The sequence below is a fragment of the Streptomyces sp. WAC05292 genome (assembly GCF_003949955.1).
Classification (GTDB): Bacteria; Actinomycetota; Actinomycetes; order Streptomycetales; family Streptomycetaceae; genus Streptomyces; species Streptomyces globosus.
In genome coordinates this window covers 35,391-58,341 of record NZ_RPSE01000003.1, presented here as the reverse complement: position 1 = coordinate 58,341, position 22,951 = coordinate 35,391, and the positions used below count along the sequence as shown (strand labels likewise).

Below are 22,951 nucleotides of genomic sequence, written 5' to 3'. Positions count from 1 at the left end.
GCCCCCGCCCCTGCCGCCGCCGGCACCGGGAAGATCAACCTGGACAAGGGCCGCGTCAGCCTGCAGAAGAACCAGACCGTCTCCCTCGTCAAGCACGGCAAACCGCTGCTCGCGCAGGTGAAGATGGGCCTCGGCTGGGAGCCCGCCTTCCGCGGCCGCGACATCGACCTGGACGCCTCCGTCATCGCGTACGGCCCGCAGCGCAACCACATCGACAGCTGCTACTTCGGCCGGCTGTCGATCCTGGGCGGCGCCGTCAAGCACTCCGGTGACAACCTCACCGGTGAGGGCGCCGGCGACGACGAGGTGATCACCGTCGACCTCGGCCGGCTGCCCGCGGAGGCGACCGGCCTGGTCTTCACCGTGAACTCGTTCTCCGGCCAGAAGTTCACCGAAGTCGCCAAGGCCTACTGCCGCCTCATCGACGCCGCCACCGGCGAGGAGCTCGTCCGCTTCGACCTCACCGGCGCCGAGCCGCAGACGGGGGTGATGATGGCGAAGCTGATCCGGCAGTTCTCGGGCGAATGGGAGATGACGGCCATGGGCGACTTTGTGAAGTCCCGCACAGTGCGCGGCATGGTCAAGCCCGGCGCGGACGCACTCTGAGCAGGTGGGCGGGTACGCGGAGCCACCGCGGGCGGTGGGGGCAGCCGGCGAGGTGATGGATCGCACCCGAAAAGCGGGGGTGACTGTCCGTGCCCGCCCGTAGCCTTGGAAGCATGAACAGCTCACTCCGGCCCGCGGGTCCCGCCCGCCCGTCCGCCGCCGAGGCGAACGAGGCGATCCGGTACCTCGTCGAGTCCAGGGTGGACGGAGAGTGGCCCTCCGAGGCGTACGAGTTCCTGCTCGAGCAATGGGCCAACGCCGTCCGCGCCGAGGACGTCGAGGTCGCCGCCGCCCAGTGAAGGGGCGGCGGCGCAGCCGCCGGCCGTGCGCTCAGTGCGCGCGCCGCCAGGGGCCTGTGACGGCGAGCATGATCCCGGGGTTCTGGAGGCACGCGAACAGGGTGCGCCCGTCCGGGGAGAAGCAGACGCCCGTGAACTCGGAGTACTCGGGCCGCTCGGCCGTCCCGATGTTCAGCTCGTTGCGCGCCAGCGGGTAGGTGCGCCCGGATTCTGTGGCTCCGAAGAGGTGCTGGATCCCCTCGCCGTCCTCGGCGACGATCAGGCCGCCGTACGGGGACACGGTGATGTTGTCGGGCCCGTCGGCCGCGCCGCCGCGGGACGGGTCGGGGTTCACGCCGAACAGCACTTCCAGCCTGACCGTGCGCCGCTTCGGGTCGTAGAACCACACCTGGCCGTCATGGGCCGCGCCGGGGCTCTCCGAGCGGGCGAACGAGGACACGAAGTAGGCGCCGCCGTCCCCCCACCACATGCCCTCCAGCTTGCGGCCGCGCGTCACCGCGCCTTCGCCGAACTGACGGCGGACCGGCCGGGTCCGCGCGTCGCGGTCCGGGACCTCCACCCAGTCGACGCCGTAGACGGTGCCGGTCCGCGTGGCGCGCGTCAGGTCGTCGACGAAACGGCCCCGGCTGTCGAAGCACTTGGCGGCGGCGAGCACCCCGGCGTCGGGGGCGAGGGCGCGCAGCCGGCCGCGTCCGTGCCGGAACCCGGCGGGCGGCGTCCAGCGGTAGAGGAGACCGCTGGGGCCGGAGGCGTCCTCGGTGAGGTAGGCATGGCCGCGGCGCGGGTCGATGACGACCGCCTCGTGGGCGTAGCGGCCGAAGGCCTTGACCGGCTGCGGGTCGCGGTTGGCGCGCCGGTCGTGCGGGTCCACCTCGAAGACGTAGCCGTGGTCCTTCGTCATGCCGTTCAGGCCGGCCAGGTCCTCGGTCTCCTCGCAGGTCAGCCAGGTCCCCCAGGGGGTCGCGCCGCCCGCGCAGTTGGTCGACGTACCGGCGATGCCGACCCATTCGGCGACCTCGCCGCCCTGCCGGACCTCGACGACCGTGCAGCCGCCAGCCGCGGCCGGGTCGTAGACGAGGCCCTCGGCGAGCGGGACGGGGCGGACCCAGTCGGTCCGCCTGCCCCTCAGCTCGTGGTTGTTGACGAGGAGCGTGACCCCGCGGGAGCCCGCGAAGGCGGCGGTCCCGTCGTGGTGGGAGGGGGTGGGCTCACCGGACTCCAGAGTGGTGACGCCGCTGTGGGTGAGGATCCGGTAGCGGAATCCCGCGGGCAGGGCCAGCACGCCCGCCGGGTCGGGCATGAGCGGGCCGTAGCCGGGCCCGCAGGGCCTGCCCTGCGCGTCACTCTGCGGGCTGTCGTCGGCTGCCAGCGCCCCCGGGGCGGTGGCGAGGGCGCCGACCGCCCCGGTGAGCGCGACGCCCGCACCGGCGAGTGCGGTGCGGGCGGTGAAGTCTCTACGGCTGAGCGGCATGGGGTCTCCAGGAAGGGTGGGGGCATGCGCTGCGCGTACGGTGGCGGCTCTCCGGGTCGCGCCGGTGGTACGGGCGCCGCCGCCCGTACAGGAACGGCGGCTGGCGTACCCGCCCCGAGGCGGCGGCCCCTCCCCCTCCGCCGCAATGGCCGACACATACCGCTGAACGGCGGGTTCCGCCCCCGTGCCGCTGCTGCCCGCGACTCACCCGGCCACCGCCGACTGCCGCCCGGCGGCGAGGACCCGGCACGCCGGCCGGGTCTGCCCCTGCCTCGGCCCCTCGGCCTCTGCCTCGGCTCAACCTCCGCCTCCGCACCGTCGCCGCGGCCGCTGATCCGCGGCGACGGGCCCGGAGCGGGTCAGTGGGGGCGCGAGCGGGTCTTGTACGCCGCCTTGCGGGCCTGCTTCGCCGCCTGCTTGTCCGGGTGCAGGCGGCCCATCGCCTCCAGCACCTCGGCCGTCGCCGGGTGCTCCACCCGCCACGCCTGCTCGAAGAAGCCGGCGTGGTGGGCCGTCAGCGACTCCATGAGCAGCGGCAGCTCCTCCGCCTCGTCCTCCCCGCCGGCGCCGCCGAGCTGCGCGGCGATCGTGTCGACCGCCAGCCAGTACACCAGTGCCCCGTCGGGTACGGGTACGTCGGCCGCGCCCTGCTCGGCCAGCCAGACCCGGGCGAGGCCGCCGAGTTCCGGGTCGTCCAGGACCGCCCGGACCGCCGGTTCGGCCTGCGGGCCGGCCACCGCGAGGGCCTGCTGGCAGCGCAGCCGGCGCAGGGGGCCGCCCGGGTCGGCGCCGCGGGCCCCGTCGAGGAGTTCGGCGGCGGCCGCGGGGAGCTCCCGGGCCTCCAGCCACTGCCGGATCTCCGCCTCGGCGGCGGCTTCGGGGTAGTCGCAGACGGCGTCGAGCAGTGCGTCGGCGCCCTTGTCCGCCAGTTCTCCGACGGCGGGGGCGGCCACACCGGCCTCCAGCAGGCGGGCGCGGATCCCGTACAGGCCGAGGGGGGTTAGGCGGACGGTGCCGTACCGGGAGACGTCCTCCGGCCCGAGGCCCGTGCCGGCGCCGGGTGCCCCGGCCGCGGGGCCGGCGGCGGGGTCCTCGTCGTCCGGGGACAGCAGCACCGCCTCGTCGACGGGCCGGAACTCGACGAGCCCGATCGGCTCCAGCTGCCGGAACTGCCCGTCAAGCCGCATCAGCGCGCCGGCGACCCGCTCCAGGACGGCGGGTCCGGGCCCGTTGATCCCGCCCGGGGCGGCCACGGAGGCGGCGAGGACCGGCAGCGGGACCGTGCCGCCGGACGTGCCGCGACCGCCGGCGGTGAGGAGGTAGAGGTCGGCGAGGACGGCGTCGAGGAGGTCCGCTTCGCGCTGCGGGTTCCAGTCGAGCCGGTCGAAGTCGATGACTCCGCCCTCGCCCAGGGCGTCCACGAGGCCGTCGAGGTCAGGAACGGCCGCATCCGCGAGGACGGCGTCGCAGGCGGCGAGCCACATGCCGAGCACGTCGGCGGGGGCCCCGCCGATCACCAGGGCGAGTTCCTCGCCGGCCGCGGCCGTCGCGTACGGCGCCGCACCGGCTGTCCCGGCACGGCCCGTGCCGGTGCCGCCGGTGCCGCCGGTGCCGCCGGTGCCGCCGGTCCCGCCGCGCCCCGGTCCAGCCGCCTTCGCCCCGTCATGTTCCGTTCCGCTGCCGTCCGCTGCGCCCTGCCCCGCTCCGCCCGCTTCCGCCGCCCCGGAGCCGTCCGGCTGTCCCGTCAGTTCGACGAGGCCCGTGTCCAGGGCGACCCGCCATGCCCGGCTCGCGTGCGCCCCCGCGTCCGGGTCCTGCGGGTCGAGGCCGAGCGCGGCCGCGGCCTCCGGGAGTCGGGCGGGCGGGAGTTCGCCGGCGTCATCGACCTGCGTGCCGGCGCCCGCCCAGCGGGCCAGCCGCACCGCTGCGGCGAAGAGCGGGGCGGCGAGCGCGTCGCGGGCGAGTTCCGCCTCGGACGGCAGCCGGACCGGCGGCAGCGTTTCGTGCGGCTGTGCGGGCATGGGGCGGTCTCCTCGCCGGTGGTGTGCGGCCGCGCCTCCGCGGCCCTCCGGCGCCCCACAGTAGACGCATTTCGGACGTGTCCGGCGCCGCTTGTTTGGTTCATCTCACAGTCGCCTTCCAGATGCCCTGGAGGTCTTGACAACGTCCCTGGCCACGCAGGAAATTGACGCGCGTAGACATCGGGGGACCCCTCGGGAGCCTGCGGACCCGCGGCCGGGGGCCGTCGACCACCGCAGAATTCCCGCCGGTTCACACGCACCACGCACCACGTACGAGCACCGCGTACGCCCCCTCCGCTCCACTCCTCCACACACCGGAGTTCCTTGACCATGCGCTCCTCGCATTCCCGTTCCGCCGCCGTCGCGGCCGTCGTCGCCAGCGCCCTGGCCACCGGCCTGCTGGCGGGTACCGCCGACGCCGCCGAAGGCACCGCGTCCGCCGAGGCGGTACGCATCCACGACATCCAGGGCACCACCCGGATTTCCCCCCTGAACGGCAAGCAGGTCGCCGACGTCGCGGGCATCGTCACCGGCGTGCGCACCTACGGCTCGCGCGGCTTCTGGATGCAGGACCCCGACACCGACGACGACGACGCCACCAGCGAGGGCGTCTTCGTCTTCACCGGCTCCGCCCCGACGGTCGCCGTCGGCGACGCGGTCAAGGTCTCGGGCCTGGTCGGCGAGTACGTCCCCGGCGGGGCCAACTCGGGCAACCAGTCGATCACCCAGATATCGAAGCCCGCCGTGACCGTGGTCTCCTCGGGCAACGCCCTCCCCGAGGCCGTCGCAGTCAACGAGTACACCGTTCCCGCGGCGTACGCGCCCGCGGGCGACCCGGCCGCCGGCGGCAGCATCAACGGCCTCACCCTGGAGCCCTCGCACTACGCCCTCGACCTCTACGAGGCGCTGGAGGGCATGAACGTCTCCATCCGCAACTCGCGCGTCGTCGGCGCCAGCTCCGCGCAGCACGGCGAGCTGTGGGTCACCGTCAAGGGCTGGGAGAACAGCAACAAGCGCGGCGGCACCGTCTACGGCTCCTACGAGGCCCAGAACACGGGCCGGCTGAAGGTGCAGCAGCTCGCGCCCCTCGCCCAGCAGCCGTTCCCGGAGGCCAACGTCGGCGACAAGCTGACGGGCACCACCGAGGGCCCGATGGACTACAACCAGTTCGGCGGCTACACGCTCGTCGCGCGCACCCTCGGCACCGTCGCCAAGGGCACCCTCGCCCGGGAGAAGACCAAGGCGCAGGCGCAGGGCGAGCTCGCGGTCGCCACGTACAACGTCGAGAACCTCGACCCGGGCGACCCGCAGGAGAAGTTCGACGCGCTCGCCAAGGCGGTCGTGGAGAACCTCGCCTCCCCCGACATCCTGGCCCTGGAGGAGATCCAGGACGACAACGGCGCCAAGAACGACGGCACCGTCTCCGCCGAGCAGACCCTCTCCAAGTTCACGGCGGCCATCGCCGCGGCCGGCGGCCCGTCCTACCAGTGGCGCACCGTCAACCCGGAGAACAACAAGGACGGCGGCGAGCCCGGCGGCAACATCCGCCAGGTGTTCCTCTTCAACCCGGCCCGCGTGTCCTTCACGGACCGCGCCGCCGGCGACGCCGCCACCGCGACGGGCGTGACCACGCTCCAGGGCCGCGCGGCCCTCACGCACTCCCCCGGCCGCATCGACCCGGCGAACCCGGCGTGGCAGGACAGCCGCAAGCCGCTCGCGGGCGAGTTCGTCTTCCGCGGCCGGACGGTCTTCGTGATCGCCAACCACTTCGGTTCGAAGGGCGGCGACGAGGGCCTGACCTCCCACCACCAGCCGCCGCTGCGCTCCTCCGAGGCCAAGCGCCTGCAGCAGGCGCAGTCGGTGAACGCCTTCGTCAAGCAGCTGCTGGCGGCCGACAAGAACGCCCGCGTCCTCGCCCTCGGCGACATCAACGACTTCGAGTTCTCGGAGACGACGAAGGCGCTGGAGGACGGCGGCGCGCTGTACTCGGCGATCAAGTCGCTGCCGAAGTCGGAGCGGTACTCGTACGTCTTCCAGGGCAACGCCCAGGTGCTGGACCAGATCCTGGTCAGCCCGGCGATCAAGTCGTACACGTACGACAGCGTGCACATCAACGCGGAGTTCGCGGTGCAGAACAGCGACCACGACCCGCAGGTCCTGCGCTTCCGCCCGTGACGGCGGGCAGGTGAACCGGGGCCCGACCGCCTTCTCCGTCCCCCGCCCGGGGGCCGGCGCGGTCGGGCCCCGCGGCGTTCGGGGGGAGGGGAGCGGCGGCCTCGTGGGCGAGATGGGGAGTTTGGTCCCTGGAGTGACGCTCGACACATCATGGCCCATTCGACCCGGGTTGTGGTGTTGAGTATCCCCACGCTCGATCTTGTCCCCCGTCCTTCAGGAGGACCGCGTGTTCCCCTCCGTCTCCCTCGCCCAGGAGGCCGGCCTCGCCGTCCTCTTCCTGGTCGCACTCGCGTGGGTGGCCGGCTTCGGCCGCATGCTGTGGGGCGCCCGGCTGCACCGTCCCGAGCCCGTCGCCGCCGCCCCCGAGGGCCTGGCGGCCCTCCCCGCCCAACGGGTCGCGGCGGGGCACCCGCTGGAGACGGTCGAGCTGACCGAGGCGGAGGAGGAGGCCTTCGCGGGCCTCGTCCGCACCATCGCCCTGCGCTGACCGGCCGCGCCGCCCACACACCCACGGCGCCCCCGCGCCGGCCCCCGTACCTGCGCCGACGGCCGCCCCGGCGGCCGAGCCGGCCCGTCCGGCCCCGGACACGCCCGCGGGCGCTCCCCCGCTCGGGGAGGGAGCGCCCGCGGACCCGGTTGCCGCCTGCCTCAGTTGTGGCTGTGCAGGACCTCGTTCAGGCCGCCCCAGACCGCGTTGTTCGGCCGGGCCTCCACGGTGCCCGTGACCGAGTTGCGGCGGAAGAGGATGTTGCTGGCGCCGGACAGCTCCAGCGCCTTGACGATCTGGCCGTCCGGCAGCGTCACGCGGGTGCCCGCGGTGACGTACAGCCCGGCCTCGACGATGCACTCGTCGCCCAGCGCGATGCCGACGCCCGCCTCGGCGCCGATCAGGCAGCGCTCGCCGATCGAGATGATCTGCTTGCCGCCGCCGGAGAGGGTGCCCATGGTGGACGCGCCGCCGCCGATGTCGGAGCCGTCGCCGATGACGACGCCCGCGGAGATGCGGCCCTCGACCATGGACGTGCCGAGCGTGCCGGCGTTGAAGTTGACGAAGCCCTCGTGCATGACGGTGGTGCCCTCGGCGAGGTGCGCGCCCAGGCGGACCCGGTCCGCGTCGGCGATGCGCACGCCCTTGGGGGCCACGTAGTCCGTCATCCGCGGGAACTTGTCGATCGAGGTGACCTGGAGGTGCAGGCCCGCGGCGCGCGCGTTCAGGCGCACCGTCTCGACCTGGTCGACGGCGACGGGGCCGAGCGAGGTCCAGGCGGTGTTGGCGAGGAGGCCGAAGACGCCGTCGAGGTTCTGGCCGTGCGGCTTGACCAGGCGGTGGCTGAGGAGGTGCAGGCGCAGGTAGGCGTCGTGCGCGTCGAGCGGCTTGTCCTCCAGGGAGGCGATCACGGTGCGGACGGCTACGATCTCGACTCCGCGGACCTCGTCCTTGCGGATCGCCTGGGCCGCGGCGGCGCCCAGCAGCTCCACGGCCTGCTCGGCGGTGAGGCGCTCGGTGCCGGCCGGGCCGGGCTCGTCGGCGAGCGCGGGGGCGGGGAACCAGGTGTCGAGAACGGTGCCGTCGGCGGCGAGGGTGGCAAGTCCGGCGGCGACGGCGCCGGTGGTACGCGTGGCAGTCATGTCGGAAACCTAACCGGCGACGGCACGCGGGGGCGAACCGGTCTCATGTGCCGGGCGTGCGTCGCGCCCCGCCGGCCCGCGCGCCCGGCGCCTCCCGGCGTACAGGACGGCCGCGCCCGCGCCTCCGGCGAGCGCCGCGCACACCGGCCACAGCAGGCCGGGCGCCGCCGCGTACAGGGCCCCGCCGAGCGGCGGCCCGAGGACGGTGCCGCTGACGGAGGCGCCCGCGTAGAGGCTCTGGAACCGCCCGGCCGCGTGCTCGGGCGCCCGGTCGGCGACGTAGGCGGTGGCGGTGGTCTTGTAGAGGATCTCCCCGAGGCTGAGCAGGACGATCATCAGGGCGGCGGTGGCCATCCCCGCGCCGGGCAGCAGCGCGGCGTATCCGGCGCCGACGAGCACCAGCCCGGCGCCGATGACCAGCAGCGGCGGCCGGTCGCGCAGCAGCGCTGCGGCCGGCAGCTCCAGCAGCAGTACCACGGCGCCGTTCAGGGCGATGACGAAGCCGAAGTCGGCGGCGTCGAGGCCGTGGTCCGCGAGGAAGACGGGGAAGGTGCCGTACTGCTGGCGGTAGACGAGGTCGGTGACCAGCACCCCGCCGAGCACCACCAGCACCGCGGGCCGCTCCCGTAGCTCCCGCCACAGGCTGCGCCCCGGCCGGCCGCCGCCGGCCCCCGCGGCCCCCGCGGCCGCCGCCCGGGAGGCGCCGCGCGCGGGGACGACACGGGCGGTCCACACGGCGAAGAAGAGCGTCCCGAGGCCGTCGGCGACGAAGAGCCAGTCGTACGAGAGCCCGGTCGCGACCAGCGCGCCCAGCGGCGGCCCGACGACGAACCCGCCGTTGGAGGCGGACCGCACGACGGCGAAGGCCTGGCGGCGGGCCCCCTCGGGGACGGTCACGGCGACGAGCGCCGCGTTCGCCGCGCGGACGACGCCCGCGGCGTACTGGGCGAGCGGCAGCGCGGCGCACAGCACCGGCCCCGGCAGCAGCGGGAACGACGCCAGGACCACCCCGGCCGCGGTGGACGCGGCGAGCAGCACCCGGCGGTGGCCGAACCGGTCGCCGTACCAGCCGCCGGTCAGGTTCCCCGCGACCAGGCCGACCCCGCCGAGGCCGGTGACCAGGCCCGCCTGGGCGGTCCCGAGGCCGCGGGGGCCGGTCAGGTACAGGAACACGAAGACGAAGGTGAAGCTGACGACGGCGTTGGCGAACACGCCGGCCGCCAGCAGCCACACCTCTCTCGGCACGTCCTTGAAGGCCTTCGGCACGCCCGCCCACTCCCCCCGGACCCCGCCCACACGGGGTAAGTTCCTTTTGGGAACGGACTATGTCAGCATGACAGCCTTGGGTCAACGGACGAAGGAGTTCCCATGGCCCAGCGCACACACCTCGGCGACGCCGACTGCGCGATCGCCCAGGCCCTCGACGTCGTGGGCGACTGGTGGACGCTGCTGATCGTGCGCGACACGGCCCGCGGCCTGCACCGGTTCGAGGAGCTCCAGCGCGAGCTGGGCGTCTCCCGCAAGGTGCTGGCCGAGCGGCTCAGGCTGCTGGTCGAGGCCGGGGTGCTGACGCGCGAGCCGTACCAGGAGCGCCCGGTGCGGCACGAGTACCGGCTGACCCCGCGCGGGCGGGGGCTGCTGCCGGTCCTGGTGGCCCTCCAGGACTGGGGAGACACATGGGTCCTGGGAGACGGAGAGATGACCGCCACGACGGACGAGGCCTCGCGCGAGGCGGCCCGGGTCAACGCGCTGAAGGACACGCGCCTGCCCGAGATGCTGCTGCCGGACCGCTTCGGCGAACTGCGCGACCCGGTGGACGCCACCCGGCCGTTCACGGTGCTGTACTGCTTCCCCGGAGCCTACGCGCGCGCCGACGCCTACCCGCCCGGCTGGGCGGGGATCCCGGGGGCCAAGGGCTGCACCCTGGAGTCCTGCACGTATCGCGACCAGCTCGCGGAGTTCGCGGCGGCCGGCGCCGCCGTGCACGGCGTCTCCACCCAGCGGCCCGACGAGCAGCGGGAGTTCGCGGAGGCGGAGAAGCTGCGCTTCCCCCTCCTGTCGGACGCCGGCCTGACGCTGACGACGGCGCTGCGGCTGCCGACGTTCCGGGCGGGGCAGATCCGGATCAAGCGGCTGACGCTGGTCGTGGACCGGGAGCGGACCGTCCGCGAGGTGCTCTACCCGATCACCGACATCGAGGCGAGCGTCGGCGCGGCCCTCGCGGCGGTCCGGGCCGCGGCCTGACCGGCCCGGCCGGACCCGTTCGGCCGGGACCCTTCCGCACGGGACCCTCCCGGCCGTGGCCCTTCCGGCCGACCGATGCGCACGCCCGTGCACGGCCTCCCCGCACGGAAAGGGAAGGACCCCCGGCACACGCCCTGTGCCGGGGGTCCTTCCCGTGTCGCCGTCGGACGGCTCAGACGTTGAAGCCGAGCGCGCGCAGCTGCTCGCGGCCGTCGTCCGTGATCTTGTCCGGACCCCACGGCGGCATCCACACCCAGTTGATGCGCAGCTCGTTGACGATGCCCTCGGTCGCCGACTTCGCCTGGTCCTCGATGACGTCGGTCAGCGGGCAGGCCGCGGACGTCAGCGTCATGTCCAGGGTGGCGATGTTCGCGTCGTCGATGTGGATGCCGTAGATCAGGCCCAGATTGACGACGTCGATGCCCAGCTCGGGGTCGACCACGTCGTAGAGGGCCTCGCGGACCTCCTCCTCGGTGGCCGGCTTGATCGACGCCTCGGGGGTCGCGTTCTCGGTCATGCCGTCTTCCTCTCCGCGTCGCCCAGCACCTGGGCCGTCGCGTCCTTCCACGCCATCCAGCTCAGCAGGGCGCACTTCACCCGCGCGGGGTACTTCGAGACGCCGGCGAACGCGACCGCGTCCTCCAGCACCTCCTCCATGGCCTCGTCGGGCTCGATCTTGCCCTTGGACTGCATCAGCTCCAGGAAGGTCTCCTGGATCCGCTGCGCCTCGGACAGCTTCTTCCCCACGAGCAGCTCGTTCAGCACGGACGCGCTGGCCTGGCTGATGGAGCAGCCCTGGCCCTCGTAGGAGACGTCGGCGAGCGTCTCCCCGTCGTACTTCACGCGCAGCGTGATCTCGTCGCCGCACGTCGGGTTGACGTGGTGCACCTCGGCGTCGCCCTCGCGCAGGCCGCGCCCGTGCGGGTGCTTGTAGTGGTCCAGGATCAGCTCCTGGTACATCGAATCCAGCTTCACTGCGGCTCCGTCTTCGTCACCCTCGTCTTCCCCGGTCAGCCGAAGAAGTTGCGTACGTGCTCCAGCCCGTCGACCAGCGCGTCGACGTCGGCCGGAGAGGAGTACAGGTAGAAAGACGCCCGCGTGGTCGCAGGAATTCCGTACCGCAGGCAGACCGGCCGCGCGCAGTGGTGGCCCACGCGGACGGCGATGCCCTGCTCGTCGAGGACCTGGCCCACGTCGTGCGGGTGGATGTCGCCGAGCGTGAAGGAGATCGCGGCTCCGCGGTCCTCGGCCGTCATCGGGCCGATGATGCGCAGGTCGGGGACCTCCAGCAGGCGCCGGACGGCGTACTCGGTGATCGCGTGCTCGTGTGCGGCGATCTTGTCCATGCCGATCGAGGTGAGGTAGTCCACGGCCGCGCCGAGGCCGACGGCCTGCGCGATCGGGGGCGTGCCCGCCTCGAACTTGTGGGGCGCCGGGGCGTACGTCGAGGAGTGCATCGAGACGGTCTCGATCATCTCGCCGCCGCCGAGGAACGGAGGCAGGTCCTCCAGGAGCTCCTGGCGGCCCCACAGGACGCCGATGCCGGTCGGGCCGCACATCTTGTGGCCGGTGAAGGCCACGAAGTCGGCGCCGAGGGCCTGGACGTCCAGAGGCATGTGCGGGGCGGCCTGCGAGGCGTCGATCAGCACGAGCGCGCCGACCTCCTGCGCCCGCCGGACGATCGTCTCGACCGGGTTGATCGTGCCCAGGATGTTGGAGACCAGCGTGAAGGAGACGATCTTCGTCTTCTCCGTGATGACCTCTTCGATGTTGGACAGGTCGAGCCGGCCGTCGTCGGTGAGGCCGAACCACTTCAGCTTCGCGCCGGTGCGCTGCGAGAGCAGCTGCCACGGCACGATGTTGGAGTGGTGCTCCATCTCCGTGATGGCGATCTCGGTGTCGCGGTCGACCCGGTAGGGCTCGTCGGCCCAGCCGAGCATGTTCGCGACCAGGTTGAGCGACTCGGAGGCGTTCTTCGTGAAGATCACCTCGTCGCGGCTCGGCGCGTTGACGAAGGCGGCGACCTTGTCGCGGGCGCCTTCGTACAGTGCCGTGGCCTCCTCGGCGAGCACGTGCACGCCCCGGTGGACGTTGGCGTTGTGCCGTTCGTAGTAGGCGTTCAGCGCGTCGAGTACCTGGCGCGGCTTCTGCGAGGTCGCCGCGTTGTCCAGGTAGACGATCTTCTTCCCGTCGTGGACCACGCGATCCAGCAGGGGGAAGTCCTTGCGGATCGCCTCGATGTCGAGGAGGCCGGGCAGCTGTGTCACGCCGTTGCGCCACCCTTCACGTACTTGTCGTAGCCCTCGGCCTCGAGCTGGTCGGCCAGCTCGGCGCCGCCGGACTCGGCGATGCGCCCGTTGGCGAAGACGTGCACGAAGTCGGGCTTGATGTAGCGCAGGATGCGCGTGTAGTGGGTGATCAGCAGGGTGCCGACCTCGCCGGACTCGCGGACGCGGTTGACGCCCTCGGAGACGATGCGCAGGGCGTCGACGTCCAGGCCGGAGTCCGTCTCGTCGAGGATCGCGATCTTCGGCTTCAGGAGCTCCAGCTGGAGGATCTCGTGGCGCTTCTTCTCACCGCCGGAGAAGCCCTCGTTCACGTTGCGCTCGGCGAAGGCGGGGTCCATCTGCAGACGGGCCATGGCCTCCTTGACCTCCTTCACCCAGGTGCGCAGCTTGGGCGCCTCGCCGCGGACGGCGGTGGCGGAGGTGCGCAGGAAGTTGGAGACCGAGACGCCGGGGACCTCGACCGGGTACTGCATGGCGAGGAAGACACCGGCGCGGGCGCGCTCGTCGACGGACATCTCCAGGACGTCCTCGCCGTCGAGGGTCACCGTGCCACCGGTGATGGTGTACTTCGGGTGGCCTGCGAGGGAGTACGCCAGGGTGGACTTGCCCGAGCCGTTGGGGCCCATGATGGCGTGCGTCTCACCCTGCTTGACGGTGAGGTCGACACCCTTGAGGATCTCGCGGGCGCCGTTCTCCGCCTCGACGGAGACGTGCAGGTCGTGGATTTCAAGCGTTGCCATGGGTGCCTCAGGACTCCTGGGTGAGGGAGACGAGCACGTCGTCCCCTTCGATCTTTACGGGGTATACGGGAACGGGGCGCGTCGCGGGCAGCCCGGACGGCTTGCCGGTGCGCAGGTCGAACGCCGACCCGTGCAGCCAGCACTCGATCATGCAGTCCTCGACCTCTCCCTCCGAGAGGGAGACGTTCGCGTGCGAGCAGATGTCGTTGATCGCGTACACCGATCCCTCGGTGGCGACGATGGACACCGGCGTGCCGTCGAGCTCCACCCGCTTGGGGGTGTTCTCCTCCAGCTCGCTGAGCGCACAGGCCTTGACGTACGTCATCAGACGGACGCCTCGAGCTCTGCCTCGATCTTGGCGATCAGGCGCTCCTCGATGTCGTCGACACCGATCTGCTGGACGAGTTCCGCGAAGAAGCCGCGGACCACGAGGCGGCGGGCCTCGTCGGCCGGGATGCCGCGGGCCTGGAGGTAGAAGAGCTGCTCGTCGTCGAAGCGGCCGGTCGCGGAGGCGTGGCCGGCGCCGACGATCTCGCCGGTCTCGATCTCCAGGTTGGGGACGGAGTCGACCCGCGCGCCGTCCGTGAGGACGAGGTTGCGGTTCATCTCGTAGGTGTCGGTGCCCTCGGCGCTCTTCTCGATGAGGACGTCGCCGATCCAGACCGCGTGGGCGTCCTGGCCCTGCAGGGCGCCCTTGTAGACCACGTGGGACTTGCAGTGCGGGGCGTCGTGCGTGACGAGGAGGCGGTGCTCCTGGTGCTGGCCGGAGTCGGTGAAGTAGACGCCGAGCAGCTCGGCCTCGCCGCCGGGGCCGGCGTAGCGCACGCGCGGGTGGATGCGGACGAGGTCGCCGCCGAAGGTCACGACGACGGACTTGAAGGTCGCGTCGCGGCCGAGCAGCGCGTTGTGCTGCGAGGTGTGGACGGCGGTGTCGTCCCAGTCCTGGACCGACACGAAGGTCACCTTGGCGCCGTCGCCGACGAGGATGTCGACGTTGGCGGCGCGGACGCCGTCACCGGTGTGGTCGATGACGATGATCGCCTCGGCGAACGGCTTGATGTCGAAGACGGTGTGGCCGAAGGTCGTGCCGCCCTCGCCGTGCAGGGCGACGCGGATCGGCTCGGTGAGCACGGTCTCCTTGGGCACGGTGACGACCGTGGCCTTGGCGAAGGAGGAGAAGGCCTGGGCGGCGACCCGGTCCACCGGGGTGCCGGCCTTGCCGATGCGCTCGTCGCCGCGCTCGACCGTCTCGACGGTGACGCCCTCGGGCGCGTCGATCTGGGCCTTCATGGTGCCGTCCGCGACGGCGGTGCCGTCGTGCAGGCCGCGCAGCCGGCCCAGCGGGGTGAAGCGCCACTCCTCCTCCCGGCCGTGCGGGATGGGGAAGTCCGCCACGTCGAAGGACGGCGGCGCGCTCATCCGGGTGGCGACGGTGGACTCCGCGGCCACCGCGATCGAGCCGGCGGTGGTGGAGCCCACCGGGATGTTCTGAGCCTCAGCCATGGCTGTCGTGTTGCTCACTCTCTTGAAAGAACACTGCCTACGTCAAAGATTGCGCCGGAGGTCCGCCGCGCGGCCGGGGTCAGCCGACCGAGCCCTCCATCTGGAGCTCGATCAGCCGGTTCAGCTCCAGCGCGTACTCCATCGGCAGCTCCTTGGCGATGGGCTCGACGAAGCCGCGCACGATCATGGCCATGGCCTCGAACTCGGTCATGCCGCGCTGCATCAGGTAGAAGAGCTGGTCGTCGGAGACCTTGGAGACGGTCGCCTCGTGGCCCATGGTCACGTCGTCCTCGCGGACGTCCACGTACGGGTACGTGTCCGAGCGGGAGACCGTGTCGACCAGCAGGGCGTCGCAGAGGACGTTGCTCTTGGAGCCGGCGGCTCCCTCGCCGATCTCGACCAGGCCGCGGTAGGAGGTGCGGCCGCCGCCGCGCGCCACCGACTTGGAGACGATGTTCGAGGAGGTGTTCGGCGCCATGTGGACCATCTTGGAGCCGGCGTCCTGGTGCTGGCCCTCGCCCGCGAAGGCGATGGACAGGGTCTCGCCCTTGGCGTGCTCGCCCATGAGGTAGACGGCCGGGTACTTCATCGTGACCTTGGAGCCGATGTTGCCGTCGATCCACTCCATGGTCGCGCCCTCGTAGGCCACGGCGCGCTTGGTGACCAGGTTGTAGACGTTGTTCGACCAGTTCTGGATCGTGGTGTAGCGGCAGCGGCCGCCCTTCTTCACGATGATCTCGACGACGGCGCTGTGCAGCGAGTCGGAGGAGTAGATGGGGGCGGTGCAGCCCTCGACGTAGTGGACGTAGGCGTCCTCGTCCACGATGATCAGCGTCCGCTCGAACTGGCCCATGTTCTCCGTGTTGATGCGGAAGTAGGCCTGGAGCGGGATGTCCACGTGGACGCCCTTGGGCACGTAGATGAAGGAGCCGCCGGACCAGACGGCGGTGTTCAGCGACGCGAACTTGTTGTCGCCGACCGGGATGACGGTGCCGAAGTACTCCTGGAAGAGCTCCGGGTGCTCCTTCAGGGCGGTGTCGGTGTCGAGGAAGATGACGCCCTGGGCCTCCAGGTCCTCGCGGATCTGGTGGTAGACGACCTCGGACTCGTACTGGGCCGCGACACCGGCGACGAGGCGCTGCTTCTCCGCCTCCGGGATGCCGAGCTTGTCGTACGTGTTCTTGATGTCCTCCGGCAGGTCCTCCCAGGACTCGGCCTGCTTCTCGGTGGACCGCACGAAGTACTTGATGTTGTCGAAGTCGATGCCCGAGAGGTCGGAGCCCCAGGTCGGCATGGGCTTCTTGTCGAAGAGCTTGAGGCCCTTGAGGCGGAGCTTCAGCATCCACTCGGGCTCGTTCTTCTTCGCCGAGATGTCCCGGACGACGTCTTCGGACAGGCCTCGCTTCGCCGCCTGGCCGGCCGCGTCGGAGTCGGCCCAGCCGTACTCGTAGTTGCCCAGACCCTCGAGCTCAGGGTGAGCAGTCTCCGTGGTCATGCGGGGTTCCTCCCGGCCGTGCTTGCAGATGCTGATGAGTTGGACTGTGGTGCTGTGCCCGCGCCGCGCGGGATGAACGTCGTGCACACCCCGTCGCCGTGGGCGATGGTGGCGAGGCGCTGCACATGGGTCCCGAGCAGGCGGGAGAAGACCTCGGTCTCCGCCTCGCAGAGCTGCGGGAACTGCCCGGCCACGTGGGCCACCGGGCAGTGGTGCTGGCAGAGCTGTTCGCCGCTGTGCGGACCGGGAGCGCTCTTCGCCGTGGCAGCGTACCCGTCCGCGGTCAGCGCCCTGGCGAGGGCCTCGGTGCGGTCTTCGGGGGCGGCGGCCTCGACGGACGCGCGGTAGGCCTCGGCCTGCGCCTCCATGCGGGCCCGCGCGAAGGCGGCCACGGCGGCCTCGCCCTGCTCGCCGCCGCCGGCGGACTGCGCGATCCAGCGCAGGGCGTCCGCGGCGAGTGAGTCGTACGACTGGTCGAAGGCGTCGCGGCCGCAGTCGGTGAGGGCGAAGACCTTGGCGGGCCGGCCCCGGGTGCGCGCGCCGTAGACCCGCTGTTCGCGGGCTTCGACGACGCCGTCGGTGACCAGGGTGTCCAGGTGGCGGCGGACTGCGGCCTGGGTGAGGCCGAGGCGCGCCGCGAGGTCGGCGACGGTGGACGGACCGTGGTCCAGGATGGAGCGCGCGACCCGGTTGCGGGTGGACCGCTCCCCGGTAGCGAGCTCCCCCTGGGGGGTCTCGATCATCCGTTCGCCGTATTTCACAACGCCATTGTTGCGTAATTAGTCGGGCAGCGACAAGCCGTGACGGACGCCACGCCTGGTGTCCTCCGTCACTAAGGGTCACCTAACATATCCACGCAGAGTGATCCGGGGCGGCCCGCCTCCCCTTCCCACCAGCACTGATGCACGGCACCGCCCGGGGTTGCGCGCGCGCCCTCCGCGCCCCCGCCCCGGCGCCCCGGGCGCCCCCGGCGGCTCCGTAGACTCACCCGCATGAGCAACGACCCCGCCGTGCAGATCCGCGGACTGGTGAAGCGGTACGGCCCGAAGACGGCGGTGGACGGTCTCGACCTCACCGTGCGCAGGGGCGAGGTCACCGCGGTACTCGGCCCCAACGGCGCGGGCAAGACCACCACGATCGAGACGTGCGAGGGCTACCTGAGGCCCGACGCAGGGACGGTCCGCGTCCTCGGCCTGGACCCGGTCCGCGAGGCCTCCGCCCTGCGCCCCCGGATCGGCGTCATGCTCCAGTCCGGCGGCGTGTACTCCGGCGCCCGCGCCGTCGAGATGCTGCGGCACACGGCCCGGCTGTACGCCGACCCGCTCGACGTCCCGGCGCTGGTGGAGCGGCTCGGCCTGGAGAGCTGCGGCCGCACCCCCTACCGCCGCCTCTCCGGCGGCCAGCAGCAGCGGCTGTCGCTGGCCATGGCCGTGGTGGGCCGCCCCGAGCTGGTCTTCCTGGACGAGCCGACCGCGGGCCTGGACCCGCAGGCCCGCCGGGCGACCTGGGAGCTCGTACGGGAACTGCGCGCCGACGGCGTCGGCGTCGTCCTCACCACCCACCACATGGACGAGGCGGAGCAGCTGGCCGACGAGGTGGCGATCGTCGACGCCGGCCGGGTGATCGCCCACGGCAGCCCCGAGCAGCTGTGCCGCGGCGGCGCCGAGAACACCCTCCGCTTCACCGGCCGCCCCGCACTGGACCTGGCCTCGCTGCTCAAGGCACTGCCGGACGGCACCCAGGCGGCCGAGATCCTCCCCGGCGTGTACCGCGTGACCGGTGACATCGACCCGCAGATGCTGGCGACCGTCACCTCCTGGTGCGCCCAGCACGGGGTCATGCCCGACGGCCTCTCGGTGGAGCGGCACACCCTCGAGGACGTCTTCCTCGAACTGACCGGTAAGGAGCTGCGCGCATGAGCGCCGGTACGTTCACCCCCCGCCCGGGGGCCGCACCCGTGTCCCGCATGGTCCTCGCGCAGACGGCGCTGGAGACGCGGATGCTGCTGCGCAACGGGGAGCAGCTGCTGCTGACCGTGGTGATCCCGGCGATGCTGCTCGTGCTGTTCTCGGCCGTCGACATCGTCTCCGTGCCGCTCGACGCGGCCCGCGGGGAGGAGGCCGTGGACTTCCTCGCGCCCGGCGTCATCGCGCTGGCGGTGATGTCGACCGCGTTCACCGGCCAGGCCATCGCCACGGGCTTCGACCGCCGCTACGGAGTGCTCAAGCGGCTCGGGGCCTCGCCGCTGCCGCGCTGGGCGCTCATGGCCGCCAAGACGCTGTGCGTCCTGGTCACCGAGGTGCTCCAGATCGCCCTGCTGACGGCGATCGCCTTCGCACTGGGCTGGTCCCCGCAGGGCGGGGCGCTGCCGGCGGCGCTGCTGGTGCTGCTGGGCACCGCGGCCTTCTCGGGGCTGGGGCTGCTGATGGCGGGCACCCTCAGGGCGGAGGCCACGCTGGCCGCCGCGAACCTGGTCTTCCTGCTCCTCCTGGTCGGCGGCGGGGTGATCGTGCCGATCGAGAAGTTCCCCGGAGCCGTGCAGTCCGTCCTGGAGCTGCTGCCGATCACCGCGCTGTCGGAGGGGCTGCGGGAGGTGCTGCGGTACGGGGCGCCGATGCCGTGGGGCGACGCCGCCGTCCTCGCGGCGTGGGCCGCGCTGGGCCTCGGCGCCGCGGCCAGGTTCTTCCGCTGGGAGTGAATCCACCGCCCCGTACGTTGGTCCCGGGGGACGATGGGCGCCGCAGCACAGGGGTGGCGCACACCAGGACGCCGGGGGGCGGAAATGGGGCAGCGGGAGGCCGCACTGCGGCTGGACGAGCAGTGGGCGGGGATCAGGTCCGGGGAGCGGGAGGCGGCGTACGGCGAGGCCGAGGCGCTGCTGGGGGAGCTCATCGGGGCCCTGCGCGGGCCGGCCGGGACCGACGCGGAGTGCGCGGCGCGGCTGGGGCTGCGCCTGGGCGACCTGGCGGCGCGGCGTTTCGCCGGCGGTGACCGGGCCGGGGCGCTGGCCGCCGTCGAGGAGGGGCTCGGGTACGCACGGCAGGCCGCGGGGTACTCCCCGCAGTACGCCCGCTGGTACGCCCGGCTGCTGATCAACCAGGGCGTCTGGCTGGCCTGGCCGCTGAGCGGCCCCGACCGGCTGCCCCTGCACCCGCTCGGCACGGCCGCCGAGGACGGGCCGGGGGCCATGGAGCGGGCGGCCGGCGAGCGGGCCCTGGACCTGACGCGCACCGCGGTCGGGGTGTGGAGCGGCCTGGACCAGGAGGATCCGGTCAACCGGCGCGGCCTCGCCCAGGCCCTGGTGTTCCTCGGCGACCGGCTCGCCGAGCTGGGCCTGGCCGAGGAGGCCGTGGCCCGGGCGGTGGAAGCCGAGGGCGCCTTCCGGGCGCTGCTGCTGGCCGACCCCGGCTCCGCGGGCGCGGCCGACGCGGAGGAGGCCCTCGACCACATAGGCCGGCAGCTGGAGCTGCGCCTGCGCTTCCTGTCCTTCGGCTCCCTGGTGGGGCTGCGGGCCCGCGGCCTGCTGCCGGGACGGCTGCTGCCGCAGGCCGTGGTGGCCGCCCGGATCCAGGGGGTGCCGGAGGAGGAGCTGGCGGCCCGGCTGCACCTGGGCGCCGACCAGGTCCGCACCATGCTGGAGGTCACGCCGTGGCGGGCCGTGTGGCGGTTCGAGGCCCGCGGCGCCGACGGGCTGTGGGAGGGCAGGCACGGCGGCTGGCAGGGCAGCGCCGAGGTCCGCAACCGCACGGCCGAGGAGTTCGGAGCGGAGCTGGTGCGCGGCTTCCGGATGTCGTCGCGCTACCCGGGGGACGGAACGCACTGGCGGCTTCGGGTGTGGTGGCACCAGGAGGGCGACCCGGCCGGCGCCCGCTTCCGATACGTATCGGGCCCGGAATCCGCGGCGCGCCACCCGGGCGACACCCCCTCGTGAAAGTTTGCACAAGGCGCCGCGTACGATAAGCGCCGTGTTGACCCCACTCGCTTACCTCGCGCGCCGCTGGACCCCGTCACCCCGGACCGTCCGGCGGGCCGCGTTCGCCGCCCTGCTCATGAGCGTGGCCATCGTCGTCACCGGCGGGGCCGTGCGCCTGACCGGATCCGGCCTCGGCTGCGACACGTGGCCCAAGTGCACCGACGACAGCCTGGTCGCCACGCAGGAGCAGGGGCTGCACGGGGCGATCGAGTTCGGCAACCGGATGCTGACGTACGTGCTGTCCGCGGCCGTCGGCTGGTCCATCCTCGCGGCGCGCTCGGCCAAGCCGTGGCGCCGCTCGCTGACCCGTCTCGGCTGGATGCAGTTCGGCCTCGTCGTGGCCAACGCCGTGCTCGGCGGGATCACCGTGATGACCGGCCTGAACCCGTACAGCGTCGCCGGGCACTTCCTGCTCGCCACCGCGCTGATCACCCTGACCACGGTCACCTGGCACCGCCTCGGCGAGGGGGACACCCCGGCCCGGCCTCGGGTGCCCGGCCCGGTGCGCAAGCTGTCCTGGGCGCTGCTCGCGACGACCGCCGTGCTGATCGCCGCGGGCACGGTCGTGACCGGCTCCGGCCCGCACGCCGGCGACAGCAGCGAGATCAAGCGGATGCCGCTCGACTGGGAGGGCGTCGCCCACGTCCACGCGATCGCCGCCTGGCTCGTGTGCGCGCTGGCGGTCGCGATGTGGCTGGTGCTGCGCGTGGTGGACGCCCCCGCGGACACCCGGGCCCGCGCCCGCGACCTGCTGGTGGTCCTGCTCGCCCAGGGCGCCGTCGGCTACGTGCAGTTCTTCACGGACCTTCCCGAGCTCCTGGTCGCGGCCCACATGCTGGGGTCCTGCCTGGTGTGGATCGCGGTCCTGCGCGTGGCACTGAGCCTGCGCGAGCGGCCTGCGCTTCCGGCCGGGGCCCCGGCCCCGGGCGAACCGTCGCTCTCGGCGGTCTGAGGCGTACGCCGGCCCGGGCTCCTGGGCCGGTACGCGGTGGGAGGGGCGGCGCACTCGGCGCCGCCCCTCCCGGCGTTTGGGGGTCTCCCCGTCGCGGCCCCGGCCCCGGCCCCGGGCAGCAGCGGCGTGCGCGGCGTGCGGCGTGCGGCGTGGCCCTTATACCGAGACAGCCCTGTGCCCCGCCCGATCCGGGCGGGGCACAGGGCTGTCGGGCGCAGGGGGGCCGAGGCCGTCAGGCCGCGGGCTGCGTCCCGCCGAGCTGGAGGCCCGCCATGCGGTTCCACTCGTACGGGCCGGTCTTCACGCGGGCGGCGAAGTCGCCGTCGAAGTCCTCGTGGAGGGTGAGGGCGGCCTTCTGAGCGGCCAGGGCGGCGGCGGCGTGGGTCGGCGCGACGAGGTCGCCCCAGGCGCCGTCGGCGCCGACCAGCACGATACGGGTGCCGGCCTGGCCGATGTGCGCGAGGTGGCCCTCGGCGCCGCCGTGCTCCTTGGCGAACGCCCCGATCTGCTTGGCCAGCTTCGCGGCGGCCCGCTCCTGCTTCTTGTCCGCGGCGTCCGCGGGGGTGGTGTCTGCCATGGACAGCATGCTACCCGCGGGTAATCAGCGGAGGAAGGGATCCACGGCCACGGCCACGAACAGCAGCGACACGTAGGTGATGGACCAGTGGAAGAGGCGCATCTCCTTCAGCTTCGCGCCGGTCACGCCCGCCTTGGCGCGCGCGTGCAGCGCGTGCGCCTCCCACAGCCACCAGCCGCCGGCCGCGAGTGCGACCGCCGTGTAGAACCAGCCGGTGTAGCCCAGGGGGGTGAGCAGCAGCGAGACGGCGACCATCACCCAGCTGTAGGCGACGATCTGCCGCGCCACGGCCCGGTTGCCGGCGACGACCGGCAGCATGGGCACGCCGACACGCGCGTAGTCGTCGGCCACCTTCATGGACAGCGGCCAGTAGTGCGGCGGGGTCCAGAAGAAGATGACGAGGAAGAGGATGACGGCGGCCCAGGAGACCTCGTTGCGGACCGAGGACCAGCCGATGAGCACCGGCATGCATCCGGCGATGCCGCCCCAGACGATGTTCTGGGTGGTGCGCCGCTTCAGCAGCATCGTGTAGACGACGACGTAGAAGAGGAGCGCGCCGAGGGCGAGCGCGGCGGACAGCCAGTTGACGAGCAGTCCGAACCACACCGTGGAGACCACGCCGAGGGTGATGCCGAAGACGAGGCACTCCCGCGGGCTGACCATGCCGGTGACGAGCGGCCGCTGCGAGGTGCGGTCCATCAGCGCGTCGATGTCGCGGTCGATGTACATGTTCAGGGCGTTGGCGCCGCCCGCGGACATGTAGCCGCCGAAGCACGTGGCCAGGACCAGCCAGAGCGAGGGCACGCCCTGCTCCGCGAGGAACATCACCGGCACTGTGGTGATCAGCAGAAGTTCGATGATCCGCGGCTTGGTCAAAGCCACAAAAGCCATGGCACGGGCCCCGAACGGCCGGTGCCCGGGGCTCGTCCCGAGCACCCCCGATGGACGGGATTCGACGGCCGTCACGCACACCCCTGA

General features: G+C 72.8%; 23 protein-coding genes. 9 read left to right on the top strand and 14 right to left on the bottom strand.

What is annotated here, in order from left to right:
* Both EF903_RS00890 and EF903_RS00885 read left to right on the top strand, forming a co-directional pair.
* The coding region (locus EF903_RS00890; protein ID WP_185902482.1) for a TerD family protein at positions 1-606 on the top strand (606 nt) is incomplete at its 5' end.
* 113 nt (positions 607-719) lie between these two features.
* Positions 720-905, top strand: a complete 186-nt coding sequence (locus EF903_RS00885; protein ID WP_125540661.1) for a hypothetical protein — start codon at positions 720-722, stop codon at positions 903-905.
* A gap of 31 nt (positions 906-936) precedes the next feature.
* On the opposite strand, the gene EF903_RS00880 is transcribed toward EF903_RS00885, so the two are convergent.
* Together EF903_RS00880 and EF903_RS00875 are read right to left on the bottom strand one after the other, a co-directional pair.
* Positions 937-2,376 carry an alkaline phosphatase PhoX gene (locus tag EF903_RS00880; RefSeq protein ID WP_125540660.1) on the bottom strand — a complete coding sequence of 480 codons (1,440 nt, stop codon included), beginning with the start codon at positions 2,374-2,376 and terminating at the stop codon, positions 937-939.
* A gap of 359 nt (positions 2,377-2,735) precedes the next feature.
* Positions 2,736-4,397: a hypothetical protein gene (locus EF903_RS00875; protein WP_125540659.1), complete on the bottom strand. Its 1,662-nt coding sequence runs from the start codon at positions 4,395-4,397 to the stop codon at positions 2,736-2,738.
* Positions 4,398-4,727: 330 nt separating this feature from the next.
* Between EF903_RS00875 and EF903_RS00870 the strand changes: the two genes are divergently transcribed.
* Both EF903_RS00870 and EF903_RS00865 read left to right on the top strand, forming a co-directional pair.
* Positions 4,728-6,572 carry an endonuclease/exonuclease/phosphatase family protein gene (locus EF903_RS00870; protein WP_125540658.1) on the top strand — a complete coding sequence of 615 codons (1,845 nt, stop codon included), beginning with the start codon at positions 4,728-4,730 and terminating at the stop codon, positions 6,570-6,572.
* A gap of 226 nt (positions 6,573-6,798) precedes the next feature.
* Positions 6,799-7,059: a hypothetical protein gene (locus EF903_RS00865; protein ID WP_125540657.1), complete on the top strand. Its 261-nt coding sequence runs from the start codon at positions 6,799-6,801 to the stop codon at positions 7,057-7,059.
* A gap of 161 nt (positions 7,060-7,220) precedes the next feature.
* Here EF903_RS00865 and dapD read toward each other — a convergent pair whose 3' ends face one another.
* Together dapD and EF903_RS00855 are read right to left on the bottom strand one after the other, a co-directional pair.
* Positions 7,221-8,201 carry a 2,3,4,5-tetrahydropyridine-2,6-dicarboxylate N-succinyltransferase gene (dapD, locus tag EF903_RS00860; protein WP_125540656.1) on the bottom strand — a complete coding sequence of 327 codons (981 nt, stop codon included), beginning with the start codon at positions 8,199-8,201 and terminating at the stop codon, positions 7,221-7,223.
* 9 nt (positions 8,202-8,210) lie between these two features.
* On the bottom strand, positions 8,211-9,497 hold the full coding sequence (locus EF903_RS00855) for an MFS transporter (protein WP_260614685.1): 1,287 nt from the start codon (positions 9,495-9,497) through the stop codon (positions 8,211-8,213).
* 72 nt (positions 9,498-9,569) lie between these two features.
* Between EF903_RS00855 and EF903_RS00850 the strand changes: the two genes are divergently transcribed.
* On the top strand, positions 9,570-10,445 hold the full coding sequence (locus tag EF903_RS00850; RefSeq protein ID WP_125540654.1) for a winged helix-turn-helix transcriptional regulator: 876 nt from the start codon (positions 9,570-9,572) through the stop codon (positions 10,443-10,445).
* Between the two features lie 172 nt (positions 10,446-10,617).
* Here the strand turns inward: EF903_RS00850 and EF903_RS00845 are convergent, their stop codons facing one another.
* From EF903_RS00845 to EF903_RS00810, 8 genes are all read right to left on the bottom strand, one after another.
* Positions 10,618-10,962: a metal-sulfur cluster assembly factor gene (locus tag EF903_RS00845; protein WP_007263433.1), complete on the bottom strand. Its 345-nt coding sequence runs from the start codon at positions 10,960-10,962 to the stop codon at positions 10,618-10,620.
* On the bottom strand, positions 10,959-11,420 hold the full coding sequence (sufU, locus tag EF903_RS00840) for a Fe-S cluster assembly sulfur transfer protein SufU (protein ID WP_114057060.1): 462 nt from the start codon (positions 11,418-11,420) through the stop codon (positions 10,959-10,961). The genes EF903_RS00845 and sufU overlap by 4 nt, the downstream gene beginning before the upstream one ends.
* Positions 11,421-11,455: 35 nt before the next feature.
* Positions 11,456-12,712, bottom strand: coding sequence for a cysteine desulfurase (locus tag EF903_RS00835; RefSeq protein ID WP_125540653.1), 1,257 nt, complete (start codon positions 12,710-12,712; stop codon positions 11,456-11,458).
* Entirely contained in the window at positions 12,709-13,473 is a 765-nt protein-coding gene (gene sufC, locus EF903_RS00830) for a Fe-S cluster assembly ATPase SufC (RefSeq protein WP_114057062.1), read from the bottom strand. Before sufC ends, EF903_RS00835 begins: the two co-directional genes overlap by 4 nt.
* Before the next feature lie 7 nt (positions 13,474-13,480).
* On the bottom strand, positions 13,481-13,798 hold the full coding sequence (locus tag EF903_RS00825) for a bifunctional 3-phenylpropionate/cinnamic acid dioxygenase ferredoxin subunit (protein WP_114057063.1): 318 nt from the start codon (positions 13,796-13,798) through the stop codon (positions 13,481-13,483).
* Positions 13,798-14,976, bottom strand: a complete 1,179-nt coding sequence (gene sufD, locus EF903_RS00820; protein WP_125540652.1) for a Fe-S cluster assembly protein SufD — start codon at positions 14,974-14,976, stop codon at positions 13,798-13,800. Before sufD ends, EF903_RS00825 begins: the two co-directional genes overlap by 1 nt.
* Before the next feature lie 79 nt (positions 14,977-15,055).
* A complete protein-coding gene (sufB, locus tag EF903_RS00815; protein WP_114057065.1) occupies positions 15,056-16,471 on the bottom strand; it encodes a Fe-S cluster assembly protein SufB in 1,416 nt (471 codons plus the stop codon).
* Entirely contained in the window at positions 16,468-17,214 is a 747-nt protein-coding gene (locus EF903_RS00810; RefSeq protein WP_125540651.1) for a metalloregulator ArsR/SmtB family transcription factor, read from the bottom strand. Before EF903_RS00810 ends, sufB begins: the two co-directional genes overlap by 4 nt.
* Positions 17,215-17,463: 249 nt before the next feature.
* On the opposite strand from EF903_RS00810, the gene EF903_RS00805 reads away from it, so the two are divergent.
* The 4 genes from EF903_RS00805 to EF903_RS00790 all read left to right on the top strand — a co-directional run bounded on the left by EF903_RS00805 (position 17,464) and on the right by EF903_RS00790 (position 21,396).
* Positions 17,464-18,390: an ABC transporter ATP-binding protein gene (locus EF903_RS00805; protein WP_125540650.1), complete on the top strand. Its 927-nt coding sequence runs from the start codon at positions 17,464-17,466 to the stop codon at positions 18,388-18,390.
* A complete protein-coding gene (locus EF903_RS00800; protein ID WP_125540649.1) occupies positions 18,387-19,169 on the top strand; it encodes an ABC transporter permease in 783 nt (260 codons plus the stop codon). The genes EF903_RS00805 and EF903_RS00800 overlap by 4 nt, the downstream gene beginning before the upstream one ends.
* Positions 19,170-19,253: 84 nt before the next feature.
* The gene (locus EF903_RS33775) at positions 19,254-20,402 is read left to right on the top strand and encodes a hypothetical protein (protein WP_185902481.1); all 1,149 of its coding nucleotides are present in this window, start codon (positions 19,254-19,256) and stop codon (positions 20,400-20,402) included.
* Positions 20,403-20,406: 4 nt separating this feature from the next.
* On the top strand, positions 20,407-21,396 hold the full coding sequence (locus tag EF903_RS00790) for a heme A synthase (RefSeq protein ID WP_185902480.1): 990 nt from the start codon (positions 20,407-20,409) through the stop codon (positions 21,394-21,396).
* Between the two features lie 232 nt (positions 21,397-21,628).
* Here the strand turns inward: EF903_RS00790 and EF903_RS00785 are convergent, their stop codons facing one another.
* Together EF903_RS00785 and EF903_RS00780 are read right to left on the bottom strand one after the other, a co-directional pair.
* A complete protein-coding gene (locus tag EF903_RS00785; protein WP_125540647.1) occupies positions 21,629-21,973 on the bottom strand; it encodes a hypothetical protein in 345 nt (114 codons plus the stop codon).
* Positions 21,974-21,997: 24 nt separating this feature from the next.
* A complete protein-coding gene (locus EF903_RS00780) occupies positions 21,998-22,939 on the bottom strand; it encodes a heme o synthase (protein ID WP_162793278.1) in 942 nt (313 codons plus the stop codon).
* Between the last annotated feature and the right edge of the window lie 12 nt (positions 22,940-22,951).

Excerpts from the sequence above, each read along its gene's own strand:
- EF903_RS00885 (WP_125540661.1), top strand. The coding sequence starts at position 720 with ATGAACAGCTCACTCCGGCCCGCGGGTCCCGCCCGCCCGTCCGCCGCC.
- EF903_RS00880 (WP_125540660.1), bottom strand. The coding sequence starts at position 2,376 with ATGCCGCTCAGCCGTAGAGACTTCACCGCCCGCACCGCACTCGCCGGT.
- EF903_RS00875 (WP_125540659.1), bottom strand. The coding sequence starts at position 4,397 with ATGCCCGCACAGCCGCACGAAACGCTGCCGCCGGTCCGGCTGCCGTCC.
- EF903_RS00870 (WP_125540658.1), top strand. The coding sequence starts at position 4,728 with ATGCGCTCCTCGCATTCCCGTTCCGCCGCCGTCGCGGCCGTCGTCGCC.
- dapD (WP_125540656.1), bottom strand. The coding sequence starts at position 8,201 with ATGACTGCCACGCGTACCACCGGCGCCGTCGCCGCCGGACTTGCCACC.
- EF903_RS00850 (WP_125540654.1), top strand. The coding sequence starts at position 9,570 with ATGGCCCAGCGCACACACCTCGGCGACGCCGACTGCGCGATCGCCCAG.
- EF903_RS00845 (WP_007263433.1), bottom strand. The coding sequence starts at position 10,962 with ATGACCGAGAACGCGACCCCCGAGGCGTCGATCAAGCCGGCCACCGAG.
- sufC (WP_114057062.1), bottom strand. The coding sequence starts at position 13,473 with ATGGCAACGCTTGAAATCCACGACCTGCACGTCTCCGTCGAGGCGGAG.
- EF903_RS00825 (WP_114057063.1), bottom strand. The coding sequence starts at position 13,798 with ATGACGTACGTCAAGGCCTGTGCGCTCAGCGAGCTGGAGGAGAACACC.
- sufD (WP_125540652.1), bottom strand. The coding sequence starts at position 14,976 with ATGGCTGAGGCTCAGAACATCCCGGTGGGCTCCACCACCGCCGGCTCG.
- sufB (WP_114057065.1), bottom strand. The coding sequence starts at position 16,471 with ATGACCACGGAGACTGCTCACCCTGAGCTCGAGGGTCTGGGCAACTAC.
- EF903_RS00810 (WP_125540651.1), bottom strand. The coding sequence starts at position 17,214 with ATGATCGAGACCCCCCAGGGGGAGCTCGCTACCGGGGAGCGGTCCACC.
- EF903_RS00805 (WP_125540650.1), top strand. The coding sequence starts at position 17,464 with ATGAGCAACGACCCCGCCGTGCAGATCCGCGGACTGGTGAAGCGGTAC.
- EF903_RS00800 (WP_125540649.1), top strand. The coding sequence starts at position 18,387 with ATGAGCGCCGGTACGTTCACCCCCCGCCCGGGGGCCGCACCCGTGTCC.
- EF903_RS33775 (WP_185902481.1), top strand. The coding sequence starts at position 19,254 with ATGGGGCAGCGGGAGGCCGCACTGCGGCTGGACGAGCAGTGGGCGGGG.
- EF903_RS00785 (WP_125540647.1), bottom strand. The coding sequence starts at position 21,973 with ATGGCAGACACCACCCCCGCGGACGCCGCGGACAAGAAGCAGGAGCGG.